This is a genomic window from Bacillus sp. PS237 (genome assembly GCF_037963345.1).
Taxonomy (GTDB): domain Bacteria; phylum Bacillota; class Bacilli; order Bacillales; family Bacillaceae; genus Bacillus; species Bacillus subtilis.
The window spans coordinates 1,485,460-1,504,281 of record NZ_CP150156.1 but is presented as its reverse complement, the minus strand read 5'-3'; the positions used below and the strand labels follow the sequence as shown (position 1 = coordinate 1,504,281).

Here is an 18,822-nt window from a genome sequence, read left to right as displayed (position 1 = left end):
AAGGGAGTGCCTCTTTTTATTGCAGTGATATGTGTTGAAATGATTTTACATCGAATAATCCCGTAGTCGTCATTTTAATATCAGGAATGACAGGCAACGCTAAAAACGACAATGTCAAAAATGGATTAAATCCGCCTGTGAAACCGATTAACGACAATTTATCATGAAGCGTCAGCAAGCTTTGATTCACTTGCTCTGCAGATTGGTCGGATAATAACCCTGCAATCGGCAGCGGTACTGAATGGAGCTCTTCCCCATTTTTTATAATTGTTAATCCTCCGCCAATTTCCTGCAGCTTATTAACTGCCGCCGCGATATCCTCATCATTCGTTCCGACGGCAATAATATTATGGGAGTCGTGTGAAATGGTTGTGGCAATCGCTCCGCTCTTGAATCCAAAACCTTTCACAACACCAAGTCCGGTTTCTTTTAATCCTTTATGCCGCTCGACAACTGCAATCTTTAACAAATCAAGCTCAGTGTCAGGCTCAAATTCGCGGGCAACAGGAGCCGGAACTTGTACTAATCGTGTTTCAAGCTGATTTGGTATGATTTGAATGACATTGATCTGCTGCTCTGAATCGATTGGCATATGAAAATCCTGTTTGTTAAGAGGAGCAGCAAGCTTAACAGAATCAAGCAGTGCCTGATCTGGTGCTGCAGTTGAAGCATGATCCTGATAGACCGCTTTGCTGTCTTCAGCAACAGTCTGCCCTTTTACCATCGTCATTGTGACAGTGACATTTTCCAGATCAGATACAAAAAGCAAATCAGCGTCAAAACCCGGGGCAATCGCTCCCTTTGTATCTAATCCGTAGCATTCGGCTGCATTGAGGCTTCCTAGCTGATAGGCTAAAAACGGATTAAGTCCGGCTTGAATCGCCATTTTCACCTGATGGTTTACACTTCCCTCTGACAATAAATCATCCACATGCTTATCATCCGTACAGAAAAAGAACCGGCGTGCGTTCTTTTCATTCACCGCCGGCAGCACATTGAGCGTGTTTTTGGCGACTGATCCTTCACGCATCATGACATACATGCCCCTTCTGATACGATCAAGGGCTTCTTCCTTCGATGTTACTTCATGGTCGTTTAAGACAAATGCGGTTCTGTAAATGTTAATGAGGTCTGTTGATAAACCAGCTAAATGACCGTCTATCCTTTTTCCTGCCACACGGGCATCAAGCAGTTTCTGAACCATGTCTTTTTCAGCCTGCTGAACCGACACATAATCCATAACTTCAGCCAGCCCTAATACTTCTTCTTCTTCATAAAAAGGCTTGAGATCGGCAGCTTTGAGAATTGCGCCTGATCGCTCAAAACTTGCGGCAGGCACACTGGAAGGAAGCATAAAATGGATATTCAGCGGTGTATGCCGAGCTTGTTCAAGCATAAACTCAATCCCTTTTTCACCAGACACATTCGCGATCTCATGCGGATCTGTAACAACCGTCGTCACGCCATGAGGCAACACTGCTTTAGCGAACTCAATCGGTGTAACCATTGACGACTCAATATGTACATGTCCATCAATAAAACCCGGAACAATCATTTGTCCCTCTGCATCAATGATATTTTCGCCTTCATACTCACCGAGGCCTACAATAACTCCATCTGTAATCGCAATATCTTCATATATCCATTCTTGATTATATACGTCCATGATTTTTCCGTTTTTAATGACGATATCAGCTTTTTGTCTTTTGGCTGAAGCATTCAGCCTATTGACTAGCGCTTCTTTATTCAAATAGGCCCCTCCTTTTTTTATTATATGGTACAATATGCTATCGGAACGCCTGTGCTTAGTCAATGAAATTTTAAGAAATTGACGCTCAGTTCATTAAAGTTGTTATATTCTGATAATATGAAAAACCGCCCTTTGAGGACGGCTTATTTGGCTGCTATTTTGTATGAAGAACTCTTTTTTCGAAACGGGAGATGTCTGTAACTGATCCAATAACAATGAGTATATCTTCTTGGTGGATGACTTCGGTTGCAAGCGGTGATACGATGACTTCCTTGCCCCTTTTTATGGCTACGATGTTAATACCGTATTTTGCGCGAATATCTAAATCGAGAAGCGTATTTCCAGCCAGGCGGCTGTTAGCTACGATTTCAACAAGACTATGCTCTTCAGACAGCTCCAAATAGTCAAGTACATTGTTGGACACGATATTATGCGCAATTCGTTTTGCCATATCGCGTTCCGGGTGGACGATGTGATCCGCACCAATTTTAGACAGCACTTTTTCGTGATAATCGTTCTGCGCTTTAACTGTAATCGTATGGACGCCAAGTTCTTTCAGAATGAGTGTCGTTAAAATACTCGCTTGAATATTTTCCCCGATTGCTACAATAACGTGGTCAAAATTTCGCAGGCCTAAATTTTTCAGGACAGATTCGTCTGTCGAATCACCGATAACTGCGTGAGATGCAATCTTGGCATACTCGTTGACTTTATCTTCATCGATATCCATTGCCATAACCTCGACGCCTTCTTCGCTTAATGCTTTGCAAATACTGCCACCAAAACGGCCCAGCCCAATTACCGCAAATTCTTTTTTCATCGTGGTGCTCCTTTATATGACATGATATTGATCAAATTTTATCATATTCTTTTGTTACAGTGTTATCCTTTTGGCAGCGAATTCATATGCCGCTTGAGCTTTTCAGTAAACTCAGGCGACAAATACAGCTCCGCTCCGCGTTCGATTTCAATCTGATAGTGCTGAGGCGGGGCAATTTCCGCTTCTTTTTGGAGGACGAGAAAGGTTAAACAGTCTTTGTAGTGCCTTCCGCCAGCTTCAACGTCTACAAATGCCGGCCGATACGTAAGAGATTCGACGCCCTCCCTTTTATATAGATAGGAGAGAGCAGAATAAGGGATACGGTATAAAACGCCTTCTGTTGTTCCTCCGTCTTCCAACATGTCCGCTCTTGAACCGTCTTCCCTTTTTAGCGTGAAGCGGGTTGTGTATCCTTTTAAAACAGCTCTTCCTACTGGATCTTGAAAATAGTGATCGACTCCCGCTTTTTGAAAGCGGGCATTATCCATGCATGATCCATAGGCAAAATAATAAATGGGATTTTTCGATTTGCTGATCATCTGATGTTCTTTCCAGTCGCCGCTGCTTATTTTCGTAAAACCGGCACACCCGTCTTTGTTCATAAAATAAATAAGCGCAATTTTAATCCCGACATCCGTTTCTACAAACACCGTTTGTTTATGATATCCTTGAAAAAATTGATCGAGCTTATGTATACACAATTCATCTGCTTCATATACTTCGCCATATATATAGCCTTCATCTTCATCATTGAAAACAACTGTGGGCCCCTCTTTTGCAGCAAACAAACTTCCCTTTGTTCTCGCCTGCTCATTGATACATGCCGATTGTGCCAGCAAATGATGGTTTTTTTCATGCTTTCTTAATGTCCCGTATACAAACAGAAGCGAGTTCACTTTATTTTTCTCCTCTCAGCTGTCTGATTTTAAAGGCAAAACCACTTGAAAGACGCTGCCTTTTCCAGCTTCACTTTCGATTTTCAATTCCCCGTCATGTTCCTTCAGGATTCTCAAACAAATGGGAAGTCCCAGTCCAGTGCCCTTTTCTTTTGTTGAATAAAAAGGTTTGCCAATCTGCTTCAGCTTTTCCTGCGGCATGCCGTTTCCTTCATCCTTTACGCTTATCACTGCATGAGAGGCGGTTTTAGCAGTTGAAATGGTTACGACACCGCCCTTTGGCATTGCCTCAATTCCGTTTTTAATGATGTTGATAAAGACCTGCTTCAGCTGATTTTCGTCTCCATTAATCATACAGCCATCTGTCTCTTTGAAATTTTTCTCTATGACGATATTGGACAGAATTGCATTGGTATCAAGCAATGTCGTGACTTGTTTCAAGATCTCATTAAGCTGGTGTGTTTTAAATGTGATTGCCTGCGGTTTTGCAAGCAGCAGCAGCTCGCTGAGCACTAAATCGATTCTTTTAATCTCTGAAAAGATGATGTCAAAATAGTCTTTTCTGTCCGGATATTGTGTTTTCATAATCTGGAGGAAACCGCTGACAGATGTTAAAGGGTTTCTGACCTCATGAGCAATACCTGCGGCAAGTTCACTTGTGATTGATAGTTTCTGGGATTCCCTCGCCAGCCGTTCATTAATCTCAATGAGCTCATCTTCAGCCTCTTTCCGCTCAGTGATATCTGACATTGTACCCAGGCTGCCTGTAAATTGGTCATCCCGGTCATAGTAAAGTTTATAATGAACTTCTCCCCAAAAAATCGTGCCGTTTTTTGTCACGTATTTTGCCGTAAACATGCCAGAAGACGCTTTGTTTTGGATTTGGGTGTTAATGTGGTCGGCTACGTGCTTTTCTTTTATGAAGTAATCGTTATACATTGTTCCCATACATTCACTGATTGAAAACCCGGTTATAGATGCCCACGCTTGGTTTAAATATGTAATTTCACCTTTTGCATTCGTTTGAAATACGATTTCCTGCAAATTATCCATGATGCGGTTTTTTTCTTCAGAAAGCTGTTTATACTTCCATTCGTTATCCTTCATTTTCTTAACCAGCTGCTGTTTCTCATCAATATAATAAGCCAACATCCAGACACTTACCAGCGTGACTGCAGTATACACAATATCAACAGGCCAATTAATCGGGTTTTTGCCTATAAAATAAAATAAATAATCCCAAAACATTATAAAAATCATTGCCAAAATGATGGAAATGATACGAGCTTGATATTTTCTCATATGACCACCTGCCGCTTGTGTTTCTCTACTTATTGTACCATTCTTCGACAAATAATTGAGTAAAATATGTAAAGTATCCCAAATCATTCATTACCAAATATCTTGATGTCTTATCTTAGGCGGCGGTAATCAAAAATTGGCACGCAAAAAAGGCGGAGATGATATCACTCCGCCTTTTTTAGCATAATTTTATTCTTTTAAAGCGGCTTGAATTTCTTCGAGAAGCAGCTGTGCACCCTCAGGGCTTAGCGTAATTTTACCGTTGCCGTATTCTTTATTTTCTGAAGTGATTTCTCCAGTCATTAAACAAACGCCATGAGGTTTGTACTTTTTCAAGATAATTTTATCTCCGTCAACAAAAAACTCAATGCTGTCTTTTATGGCAATATCCAATGCCCGTCTCAACTCAATCGGCATGACAATGCGGCCTAATTCATCTACTTTTCTCACAACACCTATTGATTTCATAAAAACCCTTCTTCCTTTAAATGTTTCTTTTCTCATGTAATGTTTTAAGGATGTACCTCAATATATCGTAGACGAATGAAACTTTGAAAAAGTTTCCCGCTTTCTATAAGAATTACAAGATATTTTTTCCATAAAACCGAAAAATGTATTACTTCTGTTACACAGTTCCTTGATTTTTTACAAAAACATTTCTTTACCGACGCACACCCCCAAAAATCGCAGTATTTCTGAGAAACTTTAAATGTAGAATCATATTAAATTAGGATAGAGATTGGGTGAAAACATGTTTCAATCAACTGAAATCGGGATTGACTTAGGAACAGCTAATATACTTGTTTACAGCAAAAATAAAGGGATTATCCTAAATGAACCATCTGTTGTCGCAGTGGATACGACGACAAAAGCAGTGCTTGCAATCGGAGCTGACGCGAAAAACATGATCGGTAAAACACCGGGAAAAATTGTCGCTGTCAGACCGATGAAAGATGGCGTGATCGCAGACTATGATATGACAACTGACCTGCTAAAGCACATTATGAAAAAAGCCGCAAAAAGCATCGGCATGTCGTTCAGAAAACCGAACGTAGTCGTTTGCACACCATCAGGCTCAACAGCAGTAGAACGCCGCGCCATCAGTGATGCGGTGAAAAATTGCGGCGCGAAAAACGTTCATTTAATCGAAGAGCCAGTTGCAGCCGCCATCGGAGCGGATTTACCGGTTGATGAGCCGGTTGCCAATGTGGTAGTAGATATCGGCGGAGGGACGACAGAGGTCGCTATTATTTCCTTCGGTGGCGTTGTTTCCTGCCATTCTATCAGGATCGGCGGAGACCAGCTTGATGAGGATATCGTTTCTTTCGTCCGTAAAAAATACAATTTGCTGATCGGCGAACGCACAGCTGAGCAGGTAAAAATGGAAATTGGCCATGCTCTGATTGAACATATACCAGAGGCAATGGAAATTCGGGGACGTGACCTCGTGACAGGTCTTCCAAAAACCATTATGCTTCAATCCAACGAAATTCAAGATGCAATGCGTGAATCCCTCCTGCATATTCTTGAAGCCATCAGAGCGACACTTGAGGACTGTCCGCCTGAATTGAGCGGAGATATTGTTGATCGCGGCGTTATTTTAACAGGCGGCGGCGCGCTCCTTAATGGAATTAAAGAATGGCTCACAGAAGAGATTGTCGTGCCTGTACACGTGGCGCAAAACCCGCTTGAATCTGTAGCAATCGGCACAGGCCGTTCTTTAGAAGTGATTGATAAGCTGCAAAAGGCAATTAAATAGTCTTTACCCGCAAAATTCTCACACGCGGCAAATTTCTTGCTTCTTTTTTCCTCACTTCCTTCATATTGTGGGAAATGGAGAAACGTTAAGGAGGAAACAGATGCTAAGAGATTTAGGAAGAAGAGTAGCGATCGCAGCCATTTTAAGCGGAATTATTCTTGGAGGCATGAGCATTTCTTTGGCAAATATGCCCCATTCGCCTGCAGGCGGCACTGTAAAACTGAATCATCCATAATATTGAAAAAACCCAAGACGTGTCGTTTTGGGTTTTTCACTTTGGGCTCCTTCTTTCCTTTATAGGATCATATTTGATATGATGAGAAAAAAGCTTGGAGGAATGATTCATGGATTCATTTTCACAGAAATTAAATACATATGCACAGCTGGCGGTAGAAGTCGGCGTTAATGTCCAAAAAGGCCAGTATGTAGTCGTAAATGCTTCAACAGACGTTCGGGATTTTGTCCGTTTAATTGTAAAACACGCATATGAAAAGGGCGCAAAAAACGTCACCGTGAATTGGCAGGATGACGAAGTCGCCAAATTAAAATACGAACTTGCGCCGTTTGAAGCATTTGAAGAATATCCTGAATGGGAAGCAAAAGGCAGAGAAGAGCTTGCCAAAAATGGAGCTGCTTTCATTTCTGTTGTGTCGTCGAACCCAGACTTGCTAAAAGGTATAGATTCCAAACGGATTGCGGCATTCCAAAAAGCAGCAGGCAAAGCATTACATACATACAGACAATATATTCAATCAGACAAAGTCAGCTGGACTGTCGTAGGTGCGGCATCAGCAGGCTGGGCTCACAAGGTGTTTCCTGGCAAATCAGAGGAGGAAGCGATCCACCTTCTGTGGGAAGAAATTTTTAAAGCGACGCGCGTAAATGAAGACAACCCGGTTCAGGCGTGGATCAATCATGACCAAAATCTTCATGAAAAAGTTGACCATTTGAACGAGAGACATTACGCTGCCTTACATTATCAAGCAGAAGGAACTGATCTAACAATTAAGCTGCCTAGGAAGCATGTTTGGGCAGGTGCGGGAAGCGTGAATGAAAGTGGCCATGAGTTTATGGCCAATATGCCGACAGAAGAAGTGTTCACGCTGCCGCAAAAAGACGGGGTTGACGGAGTGGTATCAAGCACAAAACCATTAAGCTACGGCGGAAATATTATTGAAAATTTCACCCTGACGTTTGAAAATGGCCGTATAGTCGACATTAAAGCTGAAAAAGGTGAGGATATTTTAAAAGAACTGGTGGAAACAGATGAAGGTTCTCACTATTTAGGTGAAGTGGCACTTGTTCCTTACGATTCGCCTATATCACAATCAAACATTCTTTTCTATAACACGCTGTTTGATGAAAACGCGTCAAATCATTTGGCGATCGGAAGCGCCTATGCCTTTAATATTGAAGGCGGAAAGCAGATGTCTCGTGAAGAGCTTGTCAAAGAAGGCCTAAATGAAAGCATTACACACGTGGACTTTATGATCGGTTCTAAGGATATGAATATTGACGGAATTACGGCAGACGGGAAAAGAGAGCCTATCTTCAGAAACGGAAATTGGGCTTTTTAAGTAAATAAAAGGAGGCTTTTCCGCCTCCTTTTTTTATTTTTCTGCTTCATACATTTGCAGATTCGCATAAACGGTTTCTAATACTGGTGCAGCGAGAGATAAACGTTTTGCTTTTTCAATCAAAAATCCATGCAGGTGGTCGCCTTCTGTCGTTTGGCCGTTTTCCATATCCCGAAGCATGGAGGACTTCATATGGTAAGACATGCTGGTCATCGTACGAAAGCTCTCTTCCTCAAGAGCCGGATCAGCCGGAACACCTTCTTTTCGTAAAACAGTGCAAATTTCCCCAATAAGAGTTTGGGCCGTGTGACGTCCGGCTTCTGTGGCGAGGATTGGGCCAAGCGGTCGTTGAAATAACGTTGTGATCCCCGCTTGCGCTGCAATAAAGAGATACTTTTTCCAAATGTCCTTCTCGATATGCCCGCTAATGATGACTTCAGCCTTCACACCTGAAAATGCCTCTTCAAGCGCTCTTATCCGCTCCGTACGCTCGCCGTTCCATTCTCCAAATACAAAACGATGCGATGCGCTCGTATGATGAATTTCTCCTTTGTTGTCTAAAGCACTTTCTATAAAACACAGGCCGCCCAGCACCTGTTCTTTTGAAAATGCCGCAAATAGCTGCTCATAGTGGCGGTACCCATTTAAAAAAGGGATAATGACAGATTCTTGATGGATAAATGGTTTGACATCCTCTATCACTTGACCAAGCGAGTATGCTTTAGAAGCAATGATAACGACATCAAATTGCCCTGTTTCTCCGGCACTGATTAGTTCGGGCTGAAATGATACATTCCCTTTTTCACTATGGATGACAAGCCCGGTTTTTTTAAGCTGCTCAGCTCGTTTTTGGCGCACGAGAAATGTCACATCATTTCCTTTCTCCGAAAGCCGTCCGCCAATATACCCGCCTACTCCACCTGCTCCGACAACCAAAAATTTCATGTTGTGATCTCCTTTCACATTTAGGTATCAAAAAAAGCAGAGAAATCTCTGCTTTTTTATTCGGCGTATAGTTCAGTCAATTTTTTCTGCACATCAGCATTTTCAAGGAACTCGTCATAGCTCATTTGCTTATCGACGATGCCGTTAGGTGTAATTTCTATAATTCTGTTGGCAATGGTCTGCACAAACTGATGGTCATGGGAAGTAAACAGCATAGCGCCTTTAAAGCTGATTAAGCCGTTATTGAGCGCTGTAATGGACTCTAGGTCTAAATGGTTGGTCGGCTCATCCAAAATTAAAATATTGGCGCCAGAAAGCATCGCTTTCGACAGCATACAGCGGACCTTTTCTCCCCCGGAAAGTACATTTGCTTTTTTGTGGACTTCTTCTCCAGAGAACAGCATGCGTCCTAAGAAACCGCGTAAAAAGCTCTCACTTTGGTCGTGCGGAGAATATTGGCGAAGCCAGTCTACAAGGTTCAGATCACTGCCTTCGAAATATTCGCTGTTGTCTTTTGGAAAATACGCTTGAGATGTGGTAACACCCCATTTAAACGTTCCGCTGTCAGCTTCCATTTCCCCGGAAATGATTTTAAACAGCGTAGTAACAGCAAGTTCATTTCGGCCAGTGAAAGCAATTTTATCTTCTCGATTCATAATAAAGCTGACATTGTCAAGCACCTTTACGCCATCGATTGTTTTTGTTAAGCCTTCCACGCGAAGAACATCATTTCCGATTTCCCGTTCCGGCGTGAAGTTAACATAAGGATAGCGGCGGGAAGACGGTTTAATATCATCCAGCGTGATTTTTTCGAGAAGTTTCTTTCTTGATGTAGCCTGCTTAGATTTAGACGCATTGGCGCTGAATCTAGCGACAAACTCTTGAAGCTGTTTAATCTGCTCTTCTTTTTTCTTGTTCGCTTCTTGAGAAAGCTTTAACGCCAGCTGGCTTGACTCGTACCAGAAATCATAGTTTCCGACATAGATTTGAATTTTGTTAAAATCAAGGTCGGCAATGTGCGTACATACTTTATTTAAAAAGTGACGGTCATGGGATACGACAATAACTGTGTTTTCAAAGTTAATCAGAAACTCTTCAAGCCACTGAATTGCCTGAAGGTCCAGGTGGTTCGTCGGCTCATCGAGCAGCAGAACATCCGGCTTGCCGAATAATGCCTGTGCCAAGAGAACTTTTACCTTCTCCGAACCGCCGAGGTCTGCCATCTTTTTTGTGTGCAGATCTTCTGAGATACCAAGGCCTTTTAACAGGATCGCAGCTTCACTTTCCGCTTCCCAACCGTTCAGTTCCGCGAATTCACCTTCTAGCTCAGCAGCACGAATCCCATCCTCATCTGAGAAATCAGGCTTCATGTAAATAGCGTCTTTCTCCTGCATGACTTCATACAGGCGTTTGTGGCCCATAATGACCACTTTCAGCACTTCATACTCTTCGTACTCAAAATGGTTCTGCTTCAAGACGGCAAGACGCTCGCCAGGACTCATATGCACGTCGCCTGTCTGAGGCTCGATTTCGCCTGACAGCACCTTTAGAAACGTTGATTTACCGGCACCGTTTGCACCAATTAACCCATAGCAGTTGCCTGGGGTAAATTTAATATTAACATCTTCAAATAACTTGCGATCCGCAAACCGCAAGCTTACATTATTTACAGCAATCATTTATTATCCTCCATCATGTCTATCATCAATAAAAGTATACCATGAATGCAGGGCAAGAGAAATGATTCCCTGATAAAACAGAGAGAAAACACTTATACACCCAAACCAGCCAGCTGTGTTACAATTAAAGAGAGAGAATGCATCCGCCTGGAAAATTACACACTCTCATGGAGGAACACGTTGAGGCTTTTAACACTTACTGAATATTGCTTACTGATCTTTTTTACGGGCTTTTACCTTGCCGTAACAGGCTTTACCGCCAAAGATATCGGCTTATATATAGGCATAGCCCTTATTTACATATTTTCGCACATTTTTTCTAAACGGCTATTAGAAAAGCGCGGAAAAGAGAACAAACAGGTTCACCTTTTCTTCAGTGTGCTGGCTATTATCGGTTCAGTGTTCATCACGGTTTTATGCATTGCATTGGTCGCTTCTTTTTCAAAATAAAAACGCCTGCTGTCCTAGGCCAGCAAGGCGTTTTTATTTTGTTTGACGCATTTCGTTAAACGGGAAAAAGACAAACTTCGATGTGCCGACAATTCGATCTTCCGCGATCAGTCCCAGCCCGTTTCGGCTGTCCATAGAATTCAGCCGGTTATCTCCCATGACAAAGTATTTGCCTTTCGGAACCTTAACCGGTCCAAAGTCTCCTGTCAGACTGACACCAAGTTTTTCTGCTTCCTTCTTGTTTTTAGACAAGTAAGGCTCGGCTACTTTTTTACCGTTTATATAAAGCGTGTCATCCTTCATTTGAACGGTTTCTCCAGGCTTTCCGATCAATCTTTTTACATAATGGATTTTAGAAGTTTCACCGTTGATAATAACGATATCTCCGCGCTTCAGCTCGCCGATATAGTTGACTGTTTTATTCACAAACAGCCTTTCTCCGTCATGTAATGTGGGATACATAGATGAACCTTCAACTAAATACGGTTCAAACAAAAAGTGACGGATCAGGAGAGCCAGCAGAACAGCGATGACAATCGCTTTACCCCATTCCAGGTACGTATTGGTTTTTTTCTTCGCCGTTTTCTCAGTATTCGTATTTTTTTCCTCGGTCAAAGTGTTTCCTCCTAGACAATTGCTATGTCAGTTGTTTCTCTTCTTTTACTTTATCATAAAAAAGAATAAAATACATAACTTAACCGCGCTCCCTGCCGGCCGGATAAGAAAAAGCGTCCTTTCGAACCAAGGACGCTTTTTTTCTTATTTTTCTGTAACAGGTTTTTTGACGATACCGAGGATAATTGCCATCACGACAGCACCGATCACGATACTTAAAAGGTAAAGCATCGGATGGTTTGTAATGAAAGCTACGAATACTCCTCCATGAGGCGCCGGAAGCGTTACTCGGAAGAATTCAGTTAATCCGCCGGCAACAGCTGCACCGACTACAGCAGCTGGTATGACGCGAAGCGGATCAGCCGCAGCAAATGGGATCGCTCCCTCTGTTACGAAAGCAGCTCCCATGAAATAGCATGTAATACCAGCTTCACGGTCACGCTGAGTGAATTTGTTTCTGAAAATGGTTGTTGCAAGTGCGATACCAAGCGGAGGAACCATACCGCCGGCCATGATTGCTGCATGAGGCGCATAGTTGCCTGCATCGATCATGGCGATACCGAACGTAAAGGCTGCTTTATTAAGCGGACCGCCCATATCGATCGCCATCATGCCGCCCAAGATAATACCCATTAACACAAGGTTTCCAGTACCAAGGCTTTCAAGCCAGTTTGTTAAGAAATTCATAAATGCCGCTACAGGTGTATTGACGACAAATTGCATTAATACGCCAGTGATAAAAATACCGAACAGCGGGTAAATCAAAACAGGTTTTAATCCATCAAGTGACTGAGGGATAAACGTAAATACTTTTTTCAGTAAAATCACGACATAACCGGCAAGGAATCCGGCAATTAAGCCGCCTAAGAATCCAGCATTCGCTTGAGTTGCCATAAATCCGCCGACCATACCAGGCGCAAAACCAGGACGATCTGCAATACTCATCGCAATGAAACCGGCCAGAACTGCAACAATGAGTTTTAATGCATTGTCGCCGCCGATAAAGTTTAATGCTGCTGCAAACGTGTTGTAGCTAGGATCATTCGGATCAGCAGAGTGAATTCCCCAGAAGAATGAAATCGCAACGAGAATACCGCCGCCGACTACGAACGGAAGCATGTTGCTGACACCGCTCATCAGGTGCTTATAAAACGTGTTTCCGATACCGCTTCCAGACTTGCCTTTCGCTTCTTCATCATCATTTGAAGCTGCTGAACCGCCGCCGCTGCCTTGATAAATCGGCGCATCTTGATTCATCGCTTTTTCGATAAGCTCTTGCGGACGTCTGATACCCGCCGTTACAGGAACTTGAAGTACGCGCTTGCCTTTAAAACGTTCCATTTCAACCTGCTTGTCCGCTGCGACAATGATTGCAGGTGCATCTTCGATTTCTTGGGCAGTGAGCTTGTGCTTAATGCCGCTTGACCCATTTGTTTCGACCTTAATTTCCACACCAAGCTCTTTCGCTTTTTCTTTAAGGGCATCCGCAGCCATGAATGTATGGGCAATACCTGTCGGGCATGCAGTAACCGCTAAAATTTTCCCTTTTCCGGCAGGTGCTGGTGCCGCTTCTTCTTCCTCTTCCTCTTCGTCATCATCTTTATCGTGCTGATTAATAATGTCGATGATGGCATCTTCAGACTCAGCTTCAAGGAGCTGCTTACGGATTTCTTCACGCATTAACAGCGTTGAAAGTCTTGACAATGCTTCAAGGTGAGTGTTGTTTGCGCCTTCAGTCGCCGCGATCATGAACACTAAGTGAGCCGGCTGGCCGTCTAATGATTCATAATCGACGCCGTCTTTTGAACGTCCGAACGCGATCGCCGGGTTGATAACGCTTGCCGTTTTCGCATGGGGGATAGCGATTCCTTCACCGATACCCGTGGAGCTTTGGCTTTCGCGATTTAAAATGGCTTCTTTATAGGCTTGTCGGTCATTTAACTTTCCAGCCTTATCAAGAACAGTGACCATTTCGTCAATAACATTTTCTTTTTCTTTGCTCTCAATATTAAGCTTTATCGTATGCTTCGTTAAAAGCTCAGTTATTTTCACTTGTGTTTCCTCCTCTATAGACGTGTGACCTTAACTTCAGGAAGAAGCTGCTGGACAAATTCTTCTGTTCCAAGTTCTTCAGAGAACGCGGTAGCACTGCCTGAAGTAACTCCTAAGCGGAATGCTTCTTCAAGCGGCAGCTGTTTGGAAATTCCGGCAAGGAAACCTGCAACAACGGAATCCCCTGCTCCGACTGAGTTTACCAATTTCCCCTTTGGCACGTTAGCAAAATAAACAGCTTCGTTCGTAAACAGAAGCGCTCCGTCTCCGGCCATTGATACGATTACATGTTCAGCGCCTTGTTCTACAAGCTTTTTCCCATAAGGAACGGCTTCCTCAACAGATGTAATGGCCGTGCCGAACATTTCTCCAAGCTCATGATGATTTGGCTTCATCAAAAATGGTTTCATTTCTGTTGCTTTCAAAAGAGCCTCGCCTGAGATATCCAGAACAACTCGTGCGTTCTGCTGTTTGCAGGCCTCTGCGATTTTTTCATAAGTATCGTGAGGGAGTGAAGATGGAATGCTTCCTGCAAGAACAACGATATCTCCCTCTTGCAAAGATTGGAACTGTTCTAAAAAGGCTTTGAAATCTTCATCCGAAATTGTCGGTCCCTGCCCGTTAATTTCAGTTTCATCACCCGTTTTCAGCTTTACATTGATACGGGTATCCCCTTTTACTTCAGAAAAAGCTGTTTCCAGGTTTTCTTCCCGTAAAAATGTTTTGATATATTCTCCGGTAAATCCGCCGACGAATCCGAGCGCTTTAGACGCCACATGGTGTCTTTTCAGCAGTCTCGATACGTTGATGCCTTTGCCCCCTGGATACTTGGTATCATACGAAGAACGGTTCAGGCCTCCTACAGTAAAATCTTCAACGTGAACTATATAATCGACAGATGGATTAAGTGTTACAGTGTAAATCATGGTTTCACTACCTTTACGACAGTTTTTTCTTGGTAATTATCGAATGTAAGCTCTTCAGCGTCAGTCGTAATGATTGTTGCGTCGCCTATTCCGGCGAATGCCGAAAATGAAATTTCTCCGAACTTCGAAGGGTCTGCTAAGACGTAAGCGTGTTTTGCCTGTTTGATCGCTTTCTGTTTTAAAAGGGCCTCATCAGGGTCCGGCGTTGTAAATCCAGCCTCTGTATGGACACCGTTTGTCCCCAGAAAACTCTTGTCAAATCTGTACTGGTCCATGGCAACCAATGAAGCGCCTCCAATAATCGCGCCCGTTCTGTGCTTTACGTATCCTCCAAGCAGATAAAAAGAAATTTCTTTCCTTATTAATGCATCGATATGCATTACCCCGTTTGTGACAACGACAATATCTTTGGTTTTATCCATAAAATCAATCATGTGCAATGTCGTCGTGCCTGCATCAAGGTAAATGCAATCCCCTTCTTCTAAAAGAGAAGCAGCTTTTTCAGCAATCTTCAGTTTATCGTGAAGGTTTTTGGATGATTTTTCAAGCATATCGGGTTCAAGTCTGATATCGGAAAGCTTGGCCGCTCCACCATGAACGCGCTTTAAAAAACCGCGTTCTTCAAGGGTCGATAAATCTCTTCTGATTGTTGATTCAGAAGCATTAGTCAGATTTATAAGCTCTTGAATCTTTACCACATCATGCTTTTCTATTTGATCAATAATCAATTGATGCCGTTCAGGAGTTAGCATGCTTCACCTCCTAATGAAAACGTATTCATTTTGAATACAATTTCATTGTAAACGCTATTTTCGGTTTAGGCAACTAAAATCATTCAAATTCATTCAATAACTATCAAAATCTTTCACGTTTCTCCATATTAACGTATGTCTATAGGGTTTGTAAACTGTAAATTCGACAAAAATAAGGACAATTGTACGACATTTTCTTCTTATTTTAATGAAAAAAGTCTTTTATATTCATAGTAGAAATCACTAAACATAAAAAAACCTCATGCATGTTGCATGAGGCTACTCATAACGCAGCGCTTCAATGGGATCAAGCTTTGCGGCTTTATTTGCAGGAAGCATGCCGAAAATAACACCAATGAGCATACTGAACAGCACGCCCCCGCATACAACCTGCCAGGATATGAGTGACGGCCAGCCCGCAATGGCTGAAACAAGCGCGGCCCCTCCGTATCCAATACCAATCCCGACCAGACCGCCAATCAGCGTCAATACGACTGATTCAATTAAAAACTGAGTCAGAATCTGTCCCCTCGTCGCACCAAGTGATTTTCTGATTCCGATTTCCCGCGTCCGTTCTGTGACTGATACGAGCATAATATTCATGACACCGATTCCGCCGACCAAAAGGGAAATACCTGCAATTGAGCCGATAATCGTCGTCATAATTGCAGTTACTTTGCCAATTCCGGCCGCAATCTCTTCCATGTTCATCACTTGATACGAATCCTCTGTGCCATGATTGTCATTTACCAGCTGTGCCGCTTCTTTTCCAGCCGATTTTATGTCGTCTGCTGATTCGACCTGCAATGATACGTTACTGAAATCACTTGTGCCAAAAGAGGATTTCATCATATTAAATGGCACATACATTTCACTTAAATCGAAAGAAAGCAAGCCTGTTACTTTTTTCAGCACGCCGATAATTTCAACGGGCTGTCCGTTAATCCAGACAACTTCACCTAGAGGGGAGGTTTTATCAAACAGCTCTTTAGCCATTTTTTGAGAGATGATTCCGACTCTATTCCCCGCGAGAAAGTCATTGTCGGTAAAGGTTCTGCCGCTTTCGATTTTCAAAGAATTGACATTCATGTATCCATCATTTATTCCGTTAACCGTAGCATCGGTTTCTTCTTCGTGATAACGCGCTTTCATACTTTCAGAAGTCGAAGCAACGACTTGTTTAATGCCTTCTATTCCTTTTAAACCTTTAATATCGTTTTCTGTAAACGTAGATTCAGCTGCGGCATTCGGGTTGCTTGCAAGCTCCTCGTCGCTAGGCATATAGTACAGCTCCACAGTATTTCCCGGGCCGCTGATCGACTGCTTCAGCATTTGCTCGCCGCCCTGTCCTACCGCAACGACAACAATGACAGAGCCTACACCAATGATAATGCCGAGCATCGTTAAGATCGAACGCATTTTATGGGCAAGGACAGAGCTTAGAGCCATTCTGATGTTTTCCAACAGGCTCATTCTCCCACACTCCTTTGTCCGGAGCTGGCAGGAACAATGTTTCCGTCACGCACCATGACGATCCGATTCGTGCAATCTGCTACTTCAGGCTCGTGAGTAACCAGAACGATTGTCGTTCCCTCGGCATTTAATGCTGTAAACTGATCCATAATCGCCTCGCTTGTTTTCGTATCCAGCGCGCCGGTCGGTTCATCAGCTAAAATCAATTTCGGCTCATTCACGATCGCCCTCGCAATCGCCACCCGCTGCTTCTGCCCGCCCGACAGCTCGTTGGGCATGTGGAGCATTCGATCGGCTAACCCGACCTTTTCCAATGCTCTCTCAGCCCGCTCTTGACGTTCCTTTTTGCCTATCCCGGAATAAATCATCGGCAGCTCGACATTTTTTTTTGCGTTCAGCCGCGGAAGAAGCTGAAATTGCTGAAATACAAAACCGATGGACCGGTTACGGACTGCCGCCAGTTCTTTATCTTTATATGAAGAAATGTCTTCGCCGTCCAATTGATATGTACCGGAAGTCGGCCGATCAAGACAGCCGATAATATTCATGATCGTCGATTTTCCTGATCCTGACGGCCCCATAATCGAGACATATTCACCTTGATGAATGTCCAAATCAATAGAATGGAGAACATCAAACGTTTCCTTTCCGATCTGGTAGCTTTTTCGCACATTAGAAAGCTGAATCATTTAGGATTTCACTTCCATTCCGTCAGTCACCTGATCAGATGGATTCAAAATGACTTGATCATCTTGGGTAAGCCCCTCTTTAATTTCTGTCAGGTCATCTGTCACTTCGCCGATTTTGACATCAACTCGCTTTGCTTTTCCGTCTTTTACTGTATACACATAATATTGGTCATCTTCTTTTTTGACTGCCTTTGAAGGAAGCGTATTTGCTTTCCGTTTATCTGTTTCAATATTCATGATAAATTTAAAGCCTGGCTTTCCTTCTGGAAGATTTCCTTTTATTTTCACTTGAAGCGGGTATTGGACCGCCTGTTCTGTTCCTTGTGCCGCAGCGCTCTCCTGCTGATCCGGAACAAGCCCGACTGCGGAAACCGTGCCTTTCCATGTTTTACCCTGTATTACATCTGAAGTGAGTGTGACCTTCTGGCCTTTTTTGACTTTCAATGTATCGTATTCAGACAATTTCCCTGAGACGACAAGGTCTTTTGGGTTGCCGATATGTATGACAGGCTCTTGAATATCTGACTTTTTGGATGCCGCTTCTTGGTTGACAGAAATAACGGTGCCTTCAATTTCGCTTTTCACTTCTAAATCTGACACCCGGTTGGCAAGTGACTGCCGCTGAAGCTCGGTTTGTTTTAATTCGATCTCCGCTGTTTTTTTCTGCATTTGAAGCTCTGTCCGTTCAGATTCGATTTGTTTTTCTGCTTCTTTCTTTCCTACCTGTTTTTCCAGTTCTCTTTCTTTGCTGTCCAAGGCTTTTAACTTTTCTTGAATTTGGTCAATTTGAAGCCGGTTGGATTCAGACGTTAACTGGTTCTGTTCTTTTTCCAGGCTCAGCTGCTCATTTGTATAGGTGACTAAAGCCGTGCCCTTTTTAACTTTATCGCCTTCCTTTACTTTAATGTCTTCTAATGTCCCTTTATCCGCTTCATAAAAGACATACTGTTCATTTGAAAATTTTAGCGTGCCAGGAACCATAACCGTTGATGAGATTTCATTTTCTTCAACGCTCCCCGTCTGTACCTCCTTGCCGGCGCTGCCGCTTGTCGGAGCGGCAGACCGGTATATATTGATTCCAACAAAAAGAGCGACTATAACTGCGATTCCAATTCCGATCCAGACTTTTTTCATGAG

Annotated in this window: 18 protein-coding genes; 4 read left to right on the top strand and 14 right to left on the bottom strand. The window is 43.0% G+C overall.

Annotated elements, in window-relative coordinates; genetic code table 11:
* Positions 1-16: 16 nt before the first annotated feature.
* The 5 genes from ade to abhA all read right to left on the bottom strand — a co-directional run bounded on the left by ade (position 17) and on the right by abhA (position 5,236).
* Entirely contained in the window at positions 17-1,750 is a 1,734-nt protein-coding gene (ade, locus tag NST22_RS07865) for an adenine deaminase (protein WP_003245362.1), read from the bottom strand.
* A 154-nt stretch (positions 1,751-1,904) separates the two neighbouring features.
* Entirely contained in the window at positions 1,905-2,570 is a 666-nt protein-coding gene (gene ktrC / locus NST22_RS07860; RefSeq protein WP_003222311.1) for a Ktr system potassium transporter KtrC, read from the bottom strand.
* A 62-nt stretch (positions 2,571-2,632) separates the two neighbouring features.
* A complete protein-coding gene (locus NST22_RS07855; protein WP_003245146.1) occupies positions 2,633-3,466 on the bottom strand; it encodes a gamma-glutamylcyclotransferase in 834 nt (277 codons plus the stop codon).
* 15 nt (positions 3,467-3,481) lie between these two features.
* Positions 3,482-4,768, bottom strand: coding sequence for a two-component sensor histidine kinase KinC (gene kinC / locus NST22_RS07850; RefSeq protein ID WP_003232333.1), 1,287 nt, complete (start codon positions 4,766-4,768; stop codon positions 3,482-3,484).
* 189 nt (positions 4,769-4,957) lie between these two features.
* On the bottom strand, positions 4,958-5,236 hold the full coding sequence (gene abhA / locus NST22_RS07845) for a transcriptional regulator AbhA (protein ID WP_003244728.1): 279 nt from the start codon (positions 5,234-5,236) through the stop codon (positions 4,958-4,960).
* 283 nt (positions 5,237-5,519) lie between these two features.
* Here abhA and mreBH point away from each other — a divergent pair, with 283 nt between their 5' ends.
* The 3 genes from mreBH to NST22_RS07830 all read left to right on the top strand — a co-directional run bounded on the left by mreBH (position 5,520) and on the right by NST22_RS07830 (position 8,104).
* Complete coding sequence (mreBH, locus tag NST22_RS07840) at positions 5,520-6,527, top strand: cell shape-determining protein MreBH (RefSeq protein WP_003245743.1); 1,008 nt, start codon at positions 5,520-5,522, stop codon at positions 6,525-6,527.
* 100 nt (positions 6,528-6,627) lie between these two features.
* Positions 6,628-6,762, top strand: a complete 135-nt coding sequence (locus tag NST22_RS07835; protein WP_003238865.1) for a protein YkpC — start codon at positions 6,628-6,630, stop codon at positions 6,760-6,762.
* 109 nt (positions 6,763-6,871) lie between these two features.
* The gene (locus NST22_RS07830; RefSeq protein ID WP_003232341.1) at positions 6,872-8,104 is read left to right on the top strand and encodes an aminopeptidase; all 1,233 of its coding nucleotides are present in this window, start codon (positions 6,872-6,874) and stop codon (positions 8,102-8,104) included.
* Positions 8,105-8,137: 33 nt separating this feature from the next.
* On the opposite strand, the gene NST22_RS07825 is transcribed toward NST22_RS07830, so the two are convergent.
* Entirely contained in the window at positions 8,138-9,049 is a 912-nt protein-coding gene (locus NST22_RS07825; protein ID WP_003245639.1) for a ketopantoate reductase family protein, read from the bottom strand.
* Positions 9,050-9,105: 56 nt separating this feature from the next.
* Positions 9,106-10,728, bottom strand: a complete 1,623-nt coding sequence (locus NST22_RS07820) for an ATP-binding cassette domain-containing protein (protein ID WP_003232344.1) — start codon at positions 10,726-10,728, stop codon at positions 9,106-9,108.
* A gap of 180 nt (positions 10,729-10,908) precedes the next feature.
* Between NST22_RS07820 and NST22_RS07815 the strand changes: the two genes are divergently transcribed.
* Positions 10,909-11,178: a hypothetical protein gene (locus NST22_RS07815; protein ID WP_003232345.1), complete on the top strand. Its 270-nt coding sequence runs from the start codon at positions 10,909-10,911 to the stop codon at positions 11,176-11,178.
* 33 nt (positions 11,179-11,211) lie between these two features.
* Here the strand turns inward: NST22_RS07815 and lepB are convergent, their stop codons facing one another.
* The 7 genes from lepB to NST22_RS07780 form a co-directional block, all read right to left on the bottom strand.
* The gene (lepB, locus tag NST22_RS07810) at positions 11,212-11,793 is read right to left on the bottom strand and encodes a signal peptidase I (protein ID WP_003232348.1); all 582 of its coding nucleotides are present in this window, start codon (positions 11,791-11,793) and stop codon (positions 11,212-11,214) included.
* Positions 11,794-11,937: 144 nt separating this feature from the next.
* A complete protein-coding gene (locus NST22_RS07805; protein WP_003232350.1) occupies positions 11,938-13,845 on the bottom strand; it encodes a PTS fructose transporter subunit IIABC in 1,908 nt (635 codons plus the stop codon).
* 14 nt (positions 13,846-13,859) lie between these two features.
* Entirely contained in the window at positions 13,860-14,771 is a 912-nt protein-coding gene (gene pfkB / locus NST22_RS07800; protein ID WP_003244923.1) for a 1-phosphofructokinase, read from the bottom strand.
* The gene (locus NST22_RS07795) at positions 14,768-15,523 is read right to left on the bottom strand and encodes a DeoR/GlpR family DNA-binding transcription regulator (protein ID WP_003245688.1); all 756 of its coding nucleotides are present in this window, start codon (positions 15,521-15,523) and stop codon (positions 14,768-14,770) included. Before NST22_RS07795 ends, pfkB begins: the two co-directional genes overlap by 4 nt.
* Before the next feature lie 279 nt (positions 15,524-15,802).
* On the bottom strand, positions 15,803-16,996 hold the full coding sequence (skiZ, locus tag NST22_RS07790; protein ID WP_003232354.1) for a sporulation-delaying-protein transporter subunit SkiZ: 1,194 nt from the start codon (positions 16,994-16,996) through the stop codon (positions 15,803-15,805).
* Positions 16,993-17,685: an ABC transporter ATP-binding protein YknY gene (gene yknY / locus NST22_RS07785; protein WP_003232356.1), complete on the bottom strand. Its 693-nt coding sequence runs from the start codon at positions 17,683-17,685 to the stop codon at positions 16,993-16,995. The genes skiZ and yknY overlap by 4 nt, the downstream gene beginning before the upstream one ends.
* On the bottom strand, positions 17,686-18,819 hold the full coding sequence (locus NST22_RS07780; protein ID WP_003244902.1) for an efflux RND transporter periplasmic adaptor subunit: 1,134 nt from the start codon (positions 18,817-18,819) through the stop codon (positions 17,686-17,688).
* Between the last annotated feature and the right edge of the window lie 3 nt (positions 18,820-18,822).